The organism is Sulfitobacter sp. 1A13496 (genome assembly GCF_043557225.1).
GTDB classification, from domain to species: Bacteria; Pseudomonadota; Alphaproteobacteria; order Rhodobacterales; family Rhodobacteraceae; genus Sulfitobacter; species Sulfitobacter faviae.
The window spans coordinates 107,681-121,861 of the sequence record NZ_JBIFFP010000006.1; the positions used below are offsets into that span (position 1 = coordinate 107,681).

The following is a 14,181-nucleotide window of genomic DNA, read 5'->3' on the forward strand; positions in this document are numbered from 1 at the left end:
CTCATTCCATTAATGCGCCATTCCTATCAATCGAATTGTCGGTTTCAAATATACAAAGCCCTGTTTGGGCAAGAAAATCCCGGCCTGTCGCGTTGCACCGTGCCGGGCGGATCGCTAGAATTTTCCCCAAGGGAACCGCACGCAAGGGTGGCGGTGGCAAGCGAAGGAAAATCCATGAAAATCGGTATGATCGGTGTCGGCCTGATGGGGCACGGAATTGCCCGCAACGTGATGCGGCGCGGGGGTTTTGCGCTTGGCTATTTCGACCACCCCGGCAACCAGCCGACCGATGAGTTGGACGGGTTGGGGGCCACGGCCTTCGACAGTCTGAGCGATCTGGCCGCCGCATCCGATGTGATCATCCTCTGCGTCACCGGCTCACCGCAGGTCGAAGGGATCCTGACCGGAGAGGGCGGCGTCATCGCGGGGCTGAAGCCGGGTGCTGTGGTCGTCGATTGCTCAACCTCCCTGCCCGCGTCGACGCTGAAGATGGCCGAGGCGGTCAAGGCGGCGGGGGGCGATTTCGTCGATGCGCCGATGACCCGCACGGCGCAGTTTGCCCATGAGGGGAAGTTGAACCTGCTCGTCGGTGGTGACGCGGACACGGTCGAAAAGGTCTCTCCGGTGCTCGCTGCCTTCACCGAGGAGGTCAAACATGTGGGCGCGGTCAGCGCGGGCCATCGGCTGAAGCTGCTGCACAACTATGTCTCGGTCGGCTTCATGTCGCTGCTGGCCGAGGCTGCGGCGCAATCGGCAGATGCGGGGATCGATCCGCAGAGTTTCGTGGATGTCTTGGCGGGCGGCGGCGGTGCCAGTGTCGCGCTTGATCGGCTGTCGCCCTTCATCACCAGCGGCAACCGTGAGGCGCTGCCCTTCGCGATCAGCAATGCGCTGAAGGACTTCGACTATTACCGCCAGATGTCCGCCCAAGCGGGCGCGCAGGTCGAGATTGCCGATGGGGTCTATCGCGCCCTTTCCCAAGTCGTCGAAAAGGGCGCGGGCGATGCCTATGTCCCTGAATTGGTGCAGCATTTCCGCAAGGGATAATCCCGAGGGGTCAGAGCGTCAGCGTCCCGATACTCGACCCGCCGCAGACGAAAAGCGTCTGGCCGGTGACGAAACTGCTGGCCGGATCGCAGAAGAAGAGGAAGGCGTTGGTCACGTCCTCCACCTGCCCCAACCGCCCCACGGGGATGCGTTTGGCCAGCGCCGCTTCGCGTTCGCTTTCTTTCGGGATGATGCCCCAAAAGTTATCCGTCTGCACCGGGCCGGGGGCCACGACATTGACGGTGATGCCATGCGGCGCAAGCTCAAGCGCCCAAGTGCGCGCCATGCCGATCATCCCCGCTTTCGAGGCTGAATAGGCCGTGCGCGTCGGCGCGCCCAAGGCGGCGCGAGAGGCGTTGAACATCACCCGGCCAAAGCCGCGTTCCTTCATGGCGGGCAGGAAGGCTTGCAGCAGCGTCAGGGCCGAGCCGAGGTGCAGTTGCGCAAGGCCGGTGATGTCTTCGGGCTTGGCCTCTTCAACCAGATTGGGCCAGATCAGCCCCGCGTTATGCACCAGATGGGTCACCTCATGGCGCGCGGCGATGTCAGCGGCAACGGCGGCGACGGAGGCGGGGTCGAGCAGGTCGGCCTCGATATGCTCGCAGCCTTCCGCCTCCCATTCCGGCTTGCCTCGGGCGATCGAGATCACGCGATAGCCGCATTCCAGCAACCGCTGCGCCAGATCGGCGCCGATGCCCTTGCTGCCCCCGGTGATGACGGCGGTGTATTCGCTCATTGTCTCTCTCCCGGTATCAGCGCCAGCACCCGCAGTGGACTGCCGGTGCCGCCTTTGATCTTGAGCGGCGGTGCGATCAGCATGGCCCCCGTGGGCGGCAGTTGGTCGAGGTTGCACAGGCATTGCAGCCCATATTTCCCCGCCCCATGCAGCAGGTAATGCGCCGGGAAGGGCGGGTCGTAATGCATCCCCTGCCCCGCGTCGGTGCCGACCGTTTCCGTGCCAAAGCCGCGAATGCCACGCTCTAGCAGCAGTTCGATAGCGGCGGGGGTGGGGCCGGGCGAATGAGCGCCATCCTCGCGCATGTTGAGGTAATCCGCGCCGCTGCGTTTCGACCAATCGGTGCGCATCAGCACCCAAGCATTGGCGGGGATCGGCCCGTGCTGGGCCTCCCAATCGCGGATGATCTCGGGGGTCAGCTCAAAGTCGTCGTTCTGCGCTGCCCCCGCCGAGCAGTCGATCACCACGACCGGGCCGATGAAGGCTTCGGGCGGGATTTCATCCACCGCGCCATGGGCCACGTCCTTGCCCGAGACCCAGTGAATGGGCGCGTCGAAATGGGTGCCGGTGTGTTCGTTCAGCGTGAGGTTATGCCACTTCCACGCCGGGCCACGGTGATCATAGGCCGAGACCTCCTCCATCCGGAACCGCGCGCATTGGCCGAACTCTGGCGGCAGGACGATGACCGGGAAGTCCGGGTCGAGCCTATGGGTCAGATCGACAACCTTTGCCGCACCGCTTGCCAGTGCTTCGGCCAGTGTCGTGATTGCATCGCTCATGCGCCGCCCCCCCGCGTTTCGCGTTCCATCAAGGCCGGATCGTCCAGCCAGCGGGCCAGCGCGTCCTTGGCCACGTCACCGCAGGCGACCTCTTCCAACCCGTCGACCAGCCCGCGCACCACCGTCCGCGCCAGCGCGCGGGGGGCGACTTTGGGCGGCGGCAGAGGTTGGTGCCATTCGTCATCAACCGGGCCGGTGTAGACATTCATCACCCGCAGCCCCGATCCGGCAAACTCCGCCCGCATCGTCTGGCTGAGCGACCGCGCCGCCGCTTGCGAGGCATCGAAGCCACCGAACCCCGCCTCGGGCGCCAAGGCCCCGACCGAGAGGAGATTGACCCAAGCCACCGCCGAGTTCACCCCATCCGCCGTGCGCGCGGCCATCGCGGGGCCAAAGCCCTGCGCCAAGCGCATCAGGCCCAGCACATTGGTCTCCATCCCCTCGCGGGCAAAGACCGTGTCATTGCCCAGCACCCCGCCGGGGCGGATGATTTGGGCGGTGTTGATCAGGATGTCGACCTTGCCACCGATCTCAGCCGCGAGGCGCGAGACGGAGGCCCCATCGGTGACATCAAGCGGCATGAGGCTGACGCTCTCCATCCCCTCGAAGGCCGCGCGGCCTTCCCACCGGCGCCAATGTTCCGGCTCCCCCAGGAATATCTCCGCCGCACCTGCGCTCAGGAGCGCTTGGGCCAGCGGCAGGGCCAAGGGGGAGCGGGCATCGGTGATCAACACCCGCCGATGTTTCGGATCGCTCGACATTTCGCGCAGCATTGGATCGTCTTGCATCAATTCGCTTCCCTCTCGCGGCAGGGCCACCATGACCCCCTGCCCGGCCCGGTCCAGTTTCAACGCCAGCCGCACCGCATCACCGCGCCCGACTTCGCCGTGCAGATGGCACACCGCCACCGGCCCCGCGGCCAGCTGCACCGTGCCGATGCGCCAAGGCAGCCGCTCGCGAAAATACGGGTCGGGCGAGACGCGGATCGTGGTTTCGGCCAGCACCTCGCCCGCGCGGTCCGTCTCGCGCCAATCCAGCGCGACGGAGAGGCATTTGCAGCAGGCATCGCGCGGGGGGTATTGCACCGCCCCGCAATCGGCGCAGTGTTGCAAGGCGAAGGTGCCGCGCCCCGCGGCGATGGCAAGGCCGAGGGCCGCGCGCGACCGCTGCGCGGGCGGCAGCGTCGGCACCCTGCTGCGCTTTTGCGGGTTCTTCTTTCGAGGCGGCGTCAGTGGGTCGGTCATGGCGCGCCCCCTTCGATGATCGCCGCGGCAGAGCAGACGCCCCGGTCATAGTTGATCATGCCAAAGCCCGAGACCAAGGCCCGCCGGGCGTTGGTCACCTGTGTGCCCTCGGCCTGCCCGGTCACCTGTCGGATCGCCTCGACCAGCCCCAGATAGCCGCCCGCGGCCCCGGCTTGGCCGACCGACAACTGCCCGCCCGAGGTGTTGTGGGGGAAATCGCCGTGGATCGTCAGATCCCGCCGCCGGGTAAAGGCGGCCCCCTCCCCCTTGGCGCAGAACCCGAGGTCTTCGAACTGCATCATCGAGATCACCGGGTAGTCGTCATAGGTTTGCAGCAGATCGACCCCCTCAGGCCCATGGCCTGCCATCTCGTAGAGCTCAGCGATATCCACGCCCCAGCCGCCACGCAGTTGCATTGAGTCTTCGGGATAAGCGTTGTGCCTCTCGATGGTGCCGCTGATCCGCGCGAAGGGCAGGTCGCGGCGCAGGGCCTCATCCTCGCGCATGACCAAAAACGCCTCGGCCCCGGCGCAGGGCATGACGCAGTCGAATAGCGCGATGGGGTCTGAGATCATGCGCGCATCAAGGTATTGGTCGAGGGTCAGCGGCGTTTTCATCAGCGCATCGGGATAGCAGAGCGCATTGGCGCGTTGCGCCACGGCGATTTGGCCAAAGTCCTCTCGCGTGGCGCCGTATTCCTGCATGTAGCGGTCCATCAGCAGGGCGAAACTCGCGTTCGGGCCGCCGAAACCATAGGGAAAGGTTGCGTCCATCGAAAAGCGCGAAAAGCCGCTGAGCAGGGTGCGAAAGCTGTCGATCCGGTTCGCGTCTCCCGCCACGCAGGCCACCACATCCACGTCGCCCGCCTGCACCGCCCGCGCCGCGCGGCGCAGCGCGATGACCCCGCTGGCCCCACCCGTCGGCACGGTATCGAGCCAACGCGGGCTGAGCCCCAAATGCTGGGTCAACCCGACCGGCGTGTCCGGCGCAAGCGAGAAGCTGGAGACCGAGAAGCCGTCCAGTTCGCCCGGCACGATCCCAGCCTTGCCCAACATCGCGCGCAGCGCGCGGGCAATCCACCAATGGGCGGTCTCATTGCTATAGCGCGCATAGGGCACCGAGGTGGGCGCCGCGAGCACGACGCCGTCATAGCCCCTGCGCCTCATGCCGCCGTCCGTTTCTTTAGCCCGCGCAGGTCTTGCGTGCCGGGAGCGGCCAGCAGGTCGGTGGCCAGCGTTTTCAGCACCCCGCGTTGCAGTTTCTGCGTCGCCGTCAGCGGCAGCGCCTCGACAAAGGCGATAAAGCCGGGGGCTTTGTAATAGGCAAGTTGGGTCAGGCACCATTCGGTGATTTCACGGGCCAAGACGGCAGGGTCGGCACCGGCGTGCTTCGGCACGATACAGGCGAAAACCTCATCCCCCCGCACTGCGTCGGGCACGGCGGCCACGGCGGCGCTGGCCACGGCGGGGTGGCGCATCAGGGTCGATTCCACCTCGACCGCCGCGATGTTCTCGCCCGAGCGGCGGATCACGTTTTTTTTGCGGTCGACGAAATACATCGCACCATCCGGCGCGCGGCGCACGATGTCGCCGGTGTGAAACCAACCGCCCGCCCAAGCCTCATCCGTGGCTTCGGCATTTTTGAAATAGCCCGCAAAGAACCCGCGCCGCGGGTCGGCACCGGCGCGGCGCACCAGCAATTCGCCCTGATCGGCCTCTTCCCCGGCATCGCCGAGCAGCCGGACCTCCAGCCCCCCTTCGGGCGCGCCGAGGCAGCTTTCGCCCACCCGGCGCGGTTCGCGGTTGGCGCAGATCACCGCCCCCGCGCCGGTTTCGGTCATGGCCCAAGCCTCGACCAATGGAAAACCGAAACGCGCCTCGAAGGCGGCGTGCAGTTTCGGGTCCACCCCCGCGCCGAAGCCAAAGCGCACGGCATGGTCGCGGTCGGCTTCGCTTGCTTCGGCCCCCATGAGCATCGACGGCATCACGCCAAGGTAGTGCAGACAGGTCGCCCCCGAGGCCCGGACCGAGGCCCACCAACTGCGGGGGTGGAAGCGGTCAAGCGCAGTCAGGCAGCCGCCCACGGCGATCATCGCCATGAAGGAATAGGCCATCGCGTTCATGTGGAAGATCGGCAGCGGCGTGATCATGCGCTCGCCGTCTTGCGAGAGGGCGCAAAGCCCGCCGGTGTCAGCGTACCACCGCCCGGCGTCCAGAAAGTAGGTATTGGTCAGGATGCAGCCCTTGGGCTGACCGGTGGTGCCCGAGGTGTAGAGCAATGCGGCCTCGGCTTCCCCCTCCCCGTCCTGCCGTACCGCGATGGTCTCACGCGTGACGGGTGCGGGCAAGGGATCCTCCGGCGCGATCACCGGCATGTCGCGCCCCGCTTGCCGTGCCGCCGCGCGCAGATCCTCACCCCGCGCGGGGATCGCCACGGCCAAGACCGGCTCGGCATGGTCGATCATATAGCTCAGCTCTGCCGCGCGCAGATCGGGGTTCACCGGCACGACCGACAGGCCCAAGCCGTTCAACGCCAGCCACCAGAGGAAGAAGGCCGGGCGGTTCTCCATCAGCAGCATCACGCGCTGCCCGGGCAGATAGCCCGCCGCCGAAATGCGCTTGCGCAGGGTTGCAACCTCTCGCGCGGCTTCGGCATAACTCACCTCCCCCGCCGCGATGCCGTAGATGTCCGCCGTTTCCGGGAGGACATTCAGGAAACCCCGTTCGGGGTGCCGCGCGGCGGTGTCGTCAAAGGCCGCGAAGACCGTCTCAGTCTCTGCCCCGATCATGGCAGCAACTGGATGTTGCGGAAGGCCGCGTCGCAATTCACGATATCCACCCGTTTGTTGGCAATGCGCAGACGCCCCTCGACCAGCGCCAACTCATGCCGCGCGGTGACGGCGAGCAATTGCTGCTCGTCCAGCCGCGTCTCGACGTAGTGCATGAAGGTGGTCGTGACGAAACGCCCGGCCTCCGTATCCATTTCATCCACGTAGGGCCGTTGGATCACATGGTGGCAGCGGCTTTTGGGCTTTTGGCTGAAGGTGCGCGCGCCATTCAGACGTTCGACACGCAGCTTAAGCATGAACATATCCTCATACATCAACGAGGTCTCGTTGATCGGGTCTTTCTGTTGATAGTCCAACGGCATCCAGTAGTGACCATCGGGCAGCCACAGATCGAGCCATTCGGTATAGCGCCCCTCGTCCAACATGCGCACTTCATCATAGATGAAGTCGATCAGGCTTTCGCGCGTCACACTCATTCCGCCGCCTCCGTCTTTTGGCCCATGGTCATGAACTTGACCCACGCGTGGAATTGGTTGCGCATCTGGCGTTCGGTTGTGCCGTTCTCGACCGCTTCGACCTCAAAGTCTTCGTCCTCTTCGATCAGTCGCTGGATGTTCACCCATTCCAGCCCGTCGACCATCAGCCCTTCCTGCGCGCGCTCGTACATTTCCAGATCGTCATGGCCGACGATGGAGGTGGGCGCGTTGATCATGCGGTTGTACATCGCGGTGCGGGCGGTCAGCTCATCGGGCGCGTCGACAAGGCGGTAGATGTAGCTTTCCACCACGGTCCGGTCGGCGGCGATGGGGATGAAGACCCGCAATTGCTGGATCGGCCCCTTGATCATAATGTTGGGGAAATAGACCGTGTTGTGGCGGTTCTCGTCGAGGATCGCCTTTGCCTTCTCCTCTCCGTAGCTGTCGCAGAGCGCTTCGAAATAACCGGGGATGGCGGAATAATCCGAGTGGATAGAGTGGTTTACGCCAGTGTGCCCATGCCCGTTGGGCCATGTGCGGATGCCCATGCCTTCGAAAAAGTCGTAAGGCGACATGAAGGGGGCGATGATCTCCATCGCGGGGGGTTTGGGCGCGTCCTCGGGCAGGCCCAGTTCTTCGTAGAGCTTCACCGCCGTCCCGGCAGAGCTTTCATGCGCCACCATCGGGTGGCAGGTGTCGGTCTGGTTTTCGACCAACATCTTCCAGTTGCAATGATGCATGTAGCGCAGCGGCGGGCCGACCACTTCAAGCCGTCCGGCAGGGGAGCGGTCAACCATATTGTCGAGCGAGGACAGGCTTTCGCCAAAGAACTCTTCGAAGCTCATGCCCTCTTCGGCCAAACGGGCAAAGATGAAGCCGCGGTAGTTTTTCACATCGCCGACGCTGCGCATCCCCTTGCCGCTGTCGGTCTCTTCCAGCCCGGTGTTCTGGTAGCCCTTCTTGAGCGGGATCGCCAAGAGGCAGCCATCGGTCTTGAAGCTCCATGCGTGATAGGGGCAGCGGAAGAATTTGCCGGTGTTGCCCTGCCGGTCGATCACAATCTTGGTGCCTTTGTGGGGGCAGCGGTTCAGCAGGACATGAATGTCCCCCGTCGAATGGCGCACCTGAATGACGGGCTGGGTGCCGATATGGGTGCTGAAATAATCGCCCTTGTTCGGGGTCTGGCTTTCATGGCCGACAAAGACCCAAGCATTGGCGAAGAGATGCTTCATCTCTTGCTGGAACACCTCTGGGTCGGTGTAGATATCGCGGTGCACCTGATGTGGCTGCACGAGGGCGGCCAAGGCCGCCGGGCTGTCGTAACGTCCCATGAGTTCCTCCCTCAGATGTCGAGCACAAGGCGCGGAGATTTCGCGCGGCTGACGCAGATTTGCATGACATTGCCTGCCGCGCGCTCGGCTTCGGACAGGACCACGTCGCGGTGATCGGGGGTGCCGCTGAGCACATCGCATTGGCAGATGCCGCAGTCGCCGCGCTGGCAGTCGTACATGACATCGACACCGCCCGCCTCCAGCACGTCGATGATGGATTGGCCGGGGGGGATGGTGAAAACCTCCCCGCTTGAGGCGACTTCGACCTCAAAGGCACTGTCGCCCTCTTGCTCCTGTGGCGCGTCGAAGAGTTCGAAATGGATGCGCTCGGCGGCGATGCCCGCGGCCTCGGCCTTTGCCTTGGTCGCGTCGATCAGCCCTTTGGGCCCACAGACATAGAGATGCGCTTGGGCCCCAAGGCTGTCGATCACCGCGCCTAGGTCCAGCGCCGTGGCGTCATCATCGCAATGCAGATGCAGCGCATCGCCGAAACTGTCGCGCAGGGCATCGCGGTAGGCCATGACGGGCGCGCTGCGGCCCGTATAGTGAAAGGTGAAGTCCTGCCCCGCGGCCTTGAGCGTCGCCGCCATCGAGATCATCGGCGTGATGCCAATCCCCCCCGCCAGCAGCACGGCGGGCGCATCCGGGGACAAGGGGAAATCGTTCTTTGGCGCGGCGCAGGTAATCTCTGCCCCCGGCTTCAGCCCGTGCATATGGGTCGAGCCACCCTTGCCCTCGGGCTCGCGTTGAACGGCGATGCGGTAGCTTTCGGGGGCCTCGGGGATCGGATCGAAGGTGATCAGGGAATAGGCGCGGGTGTCGCCATCGGGCAGATCGAAAAGCACATGCGCCCCGGCATCCCAGTTCGGCAACGGGCTGCTGTCGGCGGCTGCAATCTCGAATTCGCTGATGCGATCGGTCAGCGCTGTGACCCTGCGCACGATGGCGTTGATCTTCGACATGTGATGTCCTCCCCTGCCAAACAATATGATTTTTCATATAGTTTCGGTCAAGGGTTTTCTTGCCAAGCGCGAATTTGCCCGCCATTTAGAGAGGCCGAGGCGCAAGGGGCCCTCTTTCCATCAAAGGGTTAACTGGTGTGACGCAGCAAAAGACCGATGCAACCGCCCAAAAGGAGACGGGTCAAGAGGGGGGATTCGTCTCGGATTACCTGCTGTATCTCTTGGCGGCGGCCAGCGATGTGGCGAGCGCGCAGTTCCACGCGCAGGTGCGCAAGGCGGGGCTGCGGGTGCCGGAATGGCGCGTGTTGGCCTGCCTGTCGGACACTGATGGCGCGATGATCACGCAGCTCGCGCGCCGGGCGCTGGCCGAACAATCCCGCCTCACACGGATCATCGCCCAGATGGAGGAACGCGGCCTGCTGCTTCGCCGCAGCGACCCCGCCGATGGCCGCCGCGTGCGGGTATATCTGACCGACGCGGGCCGCGCGCTTGCCGCCGAACTAGTGCCGCAAGCGCGCCGCCATGAGGCGGCCTTGATGGAAATGCTGAAGGGCAATGAGGGGGCGCAGTTGAAGCCCGCGCTGAAATCGCTGCTCGCCGCCTTGGACGAAACGGGGGATCTTCGCGGCTGATCAGCGCCCTTGCCCCGGGCGCAAAAAATGGTTCCAATCGTGCTGTAAATGTGAATACATGAAAAAGCATATACTTGGCGATCCGGGTTTGGGAGAACCCCGCCAAGGCATATCGAACGGTATGGGGAGGAGCCCAAAATGACCAAATTCACCAAGTTTCTCACGACGAGTGCGCTTGCGCTCTGCACGGCGACCGGCGCTTTCGCCGCCGAGACGCTGACCATTTCCACATGGCTGCCGCCAAGCCACCCGGTCAACACCGGCATGTTCACCCAGCTGACCGACATGATGGCCGAGGCCAGCGATGGGCTGATCGAGACCGAGCTGAAAAACGGCCTCGCCCCGCCGCCCGCGCAGATGGACCTGCTGCTGGACGGTGCCGCCGATATCGCCATTCTGTTCCACGGCTACACGCCCGGTCGTTTCGTCGGCACGAAACTGGTGGAAATCCCCGGCTACGAAGGCAACGCCGAGGCCGCATCGGTCGCCCATTGGCGCGTGCATGAGGCGATGCTGTCTGAATTGGACGAGCACCGCGGCGTGAAGGTAATCGCGCTCACAACCCACGGGCCGGGGCAAATCCACTCCAACAAAGAGGTCAACACCCTCGACGATCTGCAAGGGCTGAAAACCCGCCTCGGCGGTGGTGTCTCGGCGGATGTGGGGGCGGAGCTTGGCCTCGTCGGCATTCAGGTGCCCGCGCCCAAGGTTTACGAAACACTCGATTCCGGGGCCGCCGATGCCGTGGCCATGAACATGGGCGAGCGGATCAGCTTCAAGCTCAACGAAGTGGCCAAGAACGTCTATGAAATGCCCGGCGGCTTCTACCGCGGTTCCTTCTCGGTCATCATGAGCCAAGAGACCTTCGACAGCCTGCCCGAAGACGTGCAGCAAAAGCTCGACAGCGAAGTCTTTGGCGAGACGGCGAGCCGCATGATAGGCGCCGTCTGGGACCAGAGCGACGTTGACGCGCGTGAGGCGACCGAGGCCGCGGGCGACAACAAGATCGTCACCGCCTCGGAAGAGGATCAAGCCCGCTTTGCCGAGATGGCCGCCAAAGTGCGCGACAAGGTGATCGCAGAGCTCGACGAGGCCGGTGTCGATGGGCAGGCCGCCTATGAGATGATGCGTGAGGAAATGGCGAAGGCCAGCCAGTAACCCCCACCGCCAAAGGGGCCGGGCGCAGAGGCGGTCGGCCCCCAGCTAGGGAACCGCCATGCGCTCTTTAATCCGCCTAACCACCGCCCTCTCGGCCCTGCCGATGACGATGGCCTCACTCGCGCTCTTCGCGCTGATGGTGCTGACCTTTGCCGATGTCATCATGCGGTCGGTCTTCAACGCGCCCATCGAAGCTGCGACCGAGCTGATCCGCATCGGCATCGCGCTAATCGTTTTCTCTGCTCTGCCGGTCCTGTCGGGCCGCGAGGGGCATATCGCCGCCGACCTTTTGGACCGCCCCTTTGAAAACTGGGGGCTGCAACGCTGGCGCGACGGGCTGGTGACTTTGGGCTGCGGGGTGATGCTGTGGTTTCCGGCGGGGCGGGTCGTCGACCTCGCCTACCGCGCGCTGAGCTATGGCGACGTGACCGAATATCTTGAAATCCCGACCTTCTACATCGGCATGTTCATCGCGGTGATGACCTATCTCACCGCTGTCGTGCTGATCCTGCGCGGGCTTCTGCGCCTCTTTGCGCCGCAACTTCTGGACCCTGCTACATGATCGCCTCTGCTATCGGCTTTGCCGCCGTTTTCGTCCTCGTCTTGCTGCGCTTGCCGATTGCTTTTGCCATGGGCCTCGTCGGGATGATCGGGCTGGTCTATGAGACCAGCTACCGCGCGTCGATCTCCATGGTGTCGCGGCTGATCATCGACACCAGCCAAGACTACGGCCTCTCGGTGATTCCGCTTTTCATCCTCATGGGGCTTTTCGTCAACAAAGGCGGCATCAGCCGTGAGCTTTACCAAGTCTCCAACGCCTTTTTGGGCCACTTTCGGGGCGGTCTGGCGATGGCCACCATCGTCGCTTGCGGGGGCTTCGCGGCGATCTGCGGCTCATCGCTTGCCACCGCCGCCACGATGTCCAAAGTCGCCATGCCTGAGATGCGCAAATACGGGTATGCTGACAGTCTTTCGACCGCCTCCATTGCCGCCGGGGGCACGCTCGGCATCCTGATCCCGCCATCGGTGATCCTCGTGATCTATGGCTTGCTGACCGAGACCTCCATCGGCGCACTGTTCATCGCGGGCATCGTGCCCGGCGCGCTCGGCATCCTGCTCTACCTCTGCGCGGTCCGCTTTTCCGTTGCCATGAACCCCGAGGCCGGCCCTGCTGGCCCCCGTGCGACTTGGGGCGAGCGGCTACGCGCGCTCAATCACGTCTGGTCGGTGCTGGCGCTTTTTGCGCTGGTTATCGGCGGGCTCTATGGGGTCTTGGACTTCTGGCCGATCCACCTCGCCTTCTCCCCGACCGAGGCCGCGGGCATGGGGGCGGCGGGGGCCTTCCTCATCGCTTGGGCGCGCGGCGGGCTCAGCTGGCGGGGCCTGCGTGAAGTGCTGGAGGAGACGACGCTCACCTCCGCCTCGCTCTTCTCTGTGCTGATCGGGGCGTGGATCTTCTCCAACTTCGTGAACCTCGCGGGGCTGCCCGAAGGGCTGCTGGCCACCGTCACCGCGCTCGACCTCGGGCCTTGGGTGGTCATGGGGTTGATCCTCGTGATCTACATCGCGCTCGGCTGCATTTTCGAGAGCATGTCGATGCTGCTGCTGACGGTGCCGATCTTCTTCCCGCTGGTCACGAGCCTTGGCTTCGATCCGGTCTGGTTCGGCATCATCGTCGTCGTCGTGACCGAAATCAGCCTGATCACCCCGCCCGTCGGCCTCAATGTCTTTGTCCTCAAAGGCGTGGTCGGCGATGTTTCCACCGGCACGATCTTTCGCGGCGTCACCCCGTTCTGGCTGGTCGATATTCTGCGGCTGATCCTGCTGCTCGTCTTCCCCGCGCTGGTGCTGTTCCTGCCGGGTCAGATGTAGCCCCCTGCCCTCTCAGCCTCATCGCGCCGCGTCTGTTTGCACTTCGGCAGGCGCGGCGCGATAGTGCGGCCAAATCACCAAGGATGAGGCCAGCATGAACATCGACCTACTCAAAGACCTTTGCGAAACACCCGGCGTTCCGGGGCGCGAACACCGCGTGCGCGATCTGATCACCCGTGAGATCGAAGGGCTGTTCGACCATGTGGAGACCGACGCCATGGGCTCCCTCCTCTGCCGCCGGGATGCGACGGCGGGCGATGGCAAGGCGCCCAAGATCATGCTGCTCTGCCATATGGACGAGATCGGCTTTCTGGTCAGCCATGTGTCGAAAGACGGGTTCCTCTACCTCCAGCCCGTCGGCGGTTTCGATCCGCGCAACCTCTTCTCGCGCCGGGTGCTGGTCTGCACCGATCAGGGCGATCTGAAGGGCGTGATGAACCCCGGCGGCAAGCCCATTCACATCTCCTCCCCCGAAGACCGCAAGAAGATCCCCGAAGTCTCGGAATTCTTCGTCGACCTCGGGCTGGGCGAGAAGGCGAAGGAGATCGTCAAGGTCGGTGACTTCATCGTCATGGACGAGCCTTTCCTTGAGATGGGTGAGCAGTTCGTCTCCAAAGCGCTCGACAACCGCGTGGCCTGCTGGCTCGGGATCGAGGCGATCCGCAAGCTGGCCGACAAGGGGCGTGGCGCGGAGATTCATGTGGCCTTCACCTGTCAGGAAGAAGTTGGCCTGCGCGGGGCGCGCACGGCGGCCTATAAGGTGCAGCCCGACATCGGCCTTGGCATCGACACGACGCTGGCCTGTGACACGCCCGGCGTGCCGGAGCATCTCTCTACCACGCGGCTCGGCAAAGGCTTTGGCCTGCATGTCCGCGACAGCAGCTTCATCGCCGATGTGGACCTCGTGCGCGACATCGAAAAACTGGCCGAGGCGCGCGACATCCCCTTCCAACGCACTATGCTTGCCGCAGGTGGACAAGACGGCGCTGCGGCGCAGCAAGCCGCCGCTGGCGCGCGGGCTGTGGGGATCGTGGTCGGCACCCGCTATATCCACACGGTGACCGAGATGGTGTCGAAAGGCGACCTGCAAGCCGCACTCGATATCCTCGTGGCCTATCTTGAGGGCTTTGACGGTAAGGCAGCCTAAAGCCCCCTG

Annotated in this window: 14 protein-coding genes; 6 read left to right on the plus strand and 8 right to left on the minus strand. The window is 64.3% G+C overall.

Annotation, left to right across the window (positions count from 1 at the left end; translation table 11 throughout):
* Window positions 1–12 precede the first annotated feature (12 nt).
* Window positions 13–1,047 (plus strand): NAD(P)-dependent oxidoreductase, encoded by a 1,035-nt coding sequence (locus ACGYLX_RS14100; RefSeq protein WP_394442369.1) that lies wholly within the window; start codon window positions 13–15, stop codon window positions 1,045–1,047.
* A 10-nt stretch (window positions 1,048–1,057) separates the two neighbouring features.
* On the opposite strand, the gene ACGYLX_RS14105 is transcribed toward ACGYLX_RS14100, so the two are convergent.
* The 8 genes from ACGYLX_RS14105 to ACGYLX_RS14140 are packed head-to-tail and all read right to left on the minus strand — an operon-like array spanning window position 1,058 to window position 9,363.
* Window positions 1,058–1,783 (minus strand): SDR family NAD(P)-dependent oxidoreductase, encoded by a 726-nt coding sequence (locus tag ACGYLX_RS14105; protein ID WP_394442366.1) that lies wholly within the window; start codon window positions 1,781–1,783, stop codon window positions 1,058–1,060.
* A complete protein-coding gene (locus tag ACGYLX_RS14110) occupies window positions 1,780–2,562 on the minus strand; it encodes a cyclase family protein (RefSeq protein WP_394442363.1) in 783 nt (260 codons plus the stop codon). Before ACGYLX_RS14110 ends, ACGYLX_RS14105 begins: the two co-directional genes overlap by 4 nt.
* Window positions 2,559–3,806: an SDR family NAD(P)-dependent oxidoreductase gene (locus tag ACGYLX_RS14115; protein ID WP_394442360.1), complete on the minus strand. Its 1,248-nt coding sequence runs from the start codon at window positions 3,804–3,806 to the stop codon at window positions 2,559–2,561. Before ACGYLX_RS14115 ends, ACGYLX_RS14110 begins: the two co-directional genes overlap by 4 nt.
* Complete coding sequence (locus ACGYLX_RS14120; RefSeq protein WP_394442357.1) at window positions 3,803–4,972, minus strand: thiolase family protein; 1,170 nt, start codon at window positions 4,970–4,972, stop codon at window positions 3,803–3,805. Before ACGYLX_RS14120 ends, ACGYLX_RS14115 begins: the two co-directional genes overlap by 4 nt.
* Window positions 4,969–6,594 carry an AMP-binding protein gene (locus tag ACGYLX_RS14125; protein ID WP_394450269.1) on the minus strand — a complete coding sequence of 542 codons (1,626 nt, stop codon included), beginning with the start codon at window positions 6,592–6,594 and terminating at the stop codon, window positions 4,969–4,971. Before ACGYLX_RS14125 ends, ACGYLX_RS14120 begins: the two co-directional genes overlap by 4 nt.
* Window positions 6,591–7,070 (minus strand): aromatic-ring-hydroxylating dioxygenase subunit beta, encoded by a 480-nt coding sequence (locus ACGYLX_RS14130; protein WP_394450271.1) that lies wholly within the window; start codon window positions 7,068–7,070, stop codon window positions 6,591–6,593. Before ACGYLX_RS14130 ends, ACGYLX_RS14125 begins: the two co-directional genes overlap by 4 nt.
* On the minus strand, window positions 7,067–8,401 hold the full coding sequence (locus ACGYLX_RS14135; RefSeq protein ID WP_067266528.1) for an aromatic ring-hydroxylating dioxygenase subunit alpha: 1,335 nt from the start codon (window positions 8,399–8,401) through the stop codon (window positions 7,067–7,069). The genes ACGYLX_RS14130 and ACGYLX_RS14135 overlap by 4 nt, the downstream gene beginning before the upstream one ends.
* An 11-nt stretch (window positions 8,402–8,412) precedes the next feature.
* On the minus strand, window positions 8,413–9,363 hold the full coding sequence (locus ACGYLX_RS14140) for a PDR/VanB family oxidoreductase (protein ID WP_394442349.1): 951 nt from the start codon (window positions 9,361–9,363) through the stop codon (window positions 8,413–8,415).
* A gap of 137 nt (window positions 9,364–9,500) precedes the next feature.
* On the opposite strand from ACGYLX_RS14140, the gene ACGYLX_RS14145 reads away from it, so the two are divergent.
* The 5 genes from ACGYLX_RS14145 (at window position 9,501) to ACGYLX_RS14165 (ending at window position 14,172) form a co-directional block, all read left to right on the plus strand.
* The gene (locus ACGYLX_RS14145; RefSeq protein WP_394442346.1) at window positions 9,501–9,995 is read left to right on the plus strand and encodes a MarR family winged helix-turn-helix transcriptional regulator; all 495 of its coding nucleotides are present in this window, start codon (window positions 9,501–9,503) and stop codon (window positions 9,993–9,995) included.
* A gap of 138 nt (window positions 9,996–10,133) precedes the next feature.
* Window positions 10,134–11,153, plus strand: coding sequence for a TRAP transporter substrate-binding protein (locus ACGYLX_RS14150; protein WP_394450274.1), 1,020 nt, complete (start codon window positions 10,134–10,136; stop codon window positions 11,151–11,153).
* Between the two features lie 58 nt (window positions 11,154–11,211).
* Entirely contained in the window at window positions 11,212–11,715 is a 504-nt protein-coding gene (locus tag ACGYLX_RS14155) for a TRAP transporter small permease (protein WP_067266537.1), read from the plus strand.
* Window positions 11,712–13,025, plus strand: a complete 1,314-nt coding sequence (locus ACGYLX_RS14160) for a TRAP transporter large permease (RefSeq protein ID WP_394450276.1) — start codon at window positions 11,712–11,714, stop codon at window positions 13,023–13,025. The genes ACGYLX_RS14155 and ACGYLX_RS14160 overlap by 4 nt, the downstream gene beginning before the upstream one ends.
* A 94-nt stretch (window positions 13,026–13,119) precedes the next feature.
* Complete coding sequence (locus tag ACGYLX_RS14165) at window positions 13,120–14,172, plus strand: M42 family metallopeptidase (protein ID WP_394450278.1); 1,053 nt, start codon at window positions 13,120–13,122, stop codon at window positions 14,170–14,172.
* Window positions 14,173–14,181: the final 9 nt, after the last annotated feature.

Coding starts and splice junctions, on each gene's coding strand:
- ACGYLX_RS14100 (WP_394442369.1), top strand. CDS start 13: ATGCGCCATTCCTATCAATCGAATTGTCGGTTTCAAATATACAAAGCC.
- ACGYLX_RS14105 (WP_394442366.1), bottom strand. CDS start 1,783: ATGAGCGAATACACCGCCGTCATCACCGGGGGCAGCAAGGGCATCGGC.
- ACGYLX_RS14110 (WP_394442363.1), bottom strand. CDS start 2,562: ATGAGCGATGCAATCACGACACTGGCCGAAGCACTGGCAAGCGGTGCG.
- ACGYLX_RS14115 (WP_394442360.1), bottom strand. CDS start 3,806: ATGACCGACCCACTGACGCCGCCTCGAAAGAAGAACCCGCAAAAGCGC.
- ACGYLX_RS14120 (WP_394442357.1), bottom strand. CDS start 4,972: ATGAGGCGCAGGGGCTATGACGGCGTCGTGCTCGCGGCGCCCACCTCG.
- ACGYLX_RS14125 (WP_394450269.1), bottom strand. CDS start 6,594: ATGATCGGGGCAGAGACTGAGACGGTCTTCGCGGCCTTTGACGACACC.
- ACGYLX_RS14130 (WP_394450271.1), bottom strand. CDS start 7,070: ATGAGTGTGACGCGCGAAAGCCTGATCGACTTCATCTATGATGAAGTG.
- ACGYLX_RS14135 (WP_067266528.1), bottom strand. CDS start 8,401: ATGGGACGTTACGACAGCCCGGCGGCCTTGGCCGCCCTCGTGCAGCCA.
- ACGYLX_RS14140 (WP_394442349.1), bottom strand. CDS start 9,363: ATGTCGAAGATCAACGCCATCGTGCGCAGGGTCACAGCGCTGACCGAT.
- ACGYLX_RS14150 (WP_394450274.1), top strand. CDS start 10,134: ATGACCAAATTCACCAAGTTTCTCACGACGAGTGCGCTTGCGCTCTGC.
- ACGYLX_RS14155 (WP_067266537.1), top strand. CDS start 11,212: ATGCGCTCTTTAATCCGCCTAACCACCGCCCTCTCGGCCCTGCCGATG.
- ACGYLX_RS14160 (WP_394450276.1), top strand. CDS start 11,712: ATGATCGCCTCTGCTATCGGCTTTGCCGCCGTTTTCGTCCTCGTCTTG.
- ACGYLX_RS14165 (WP_394450278.1), top strand. CDS start 13,120: ATGAACATCGACCTACTCAAAGACCTTTGCGAAACACCCGGCGTTCCG.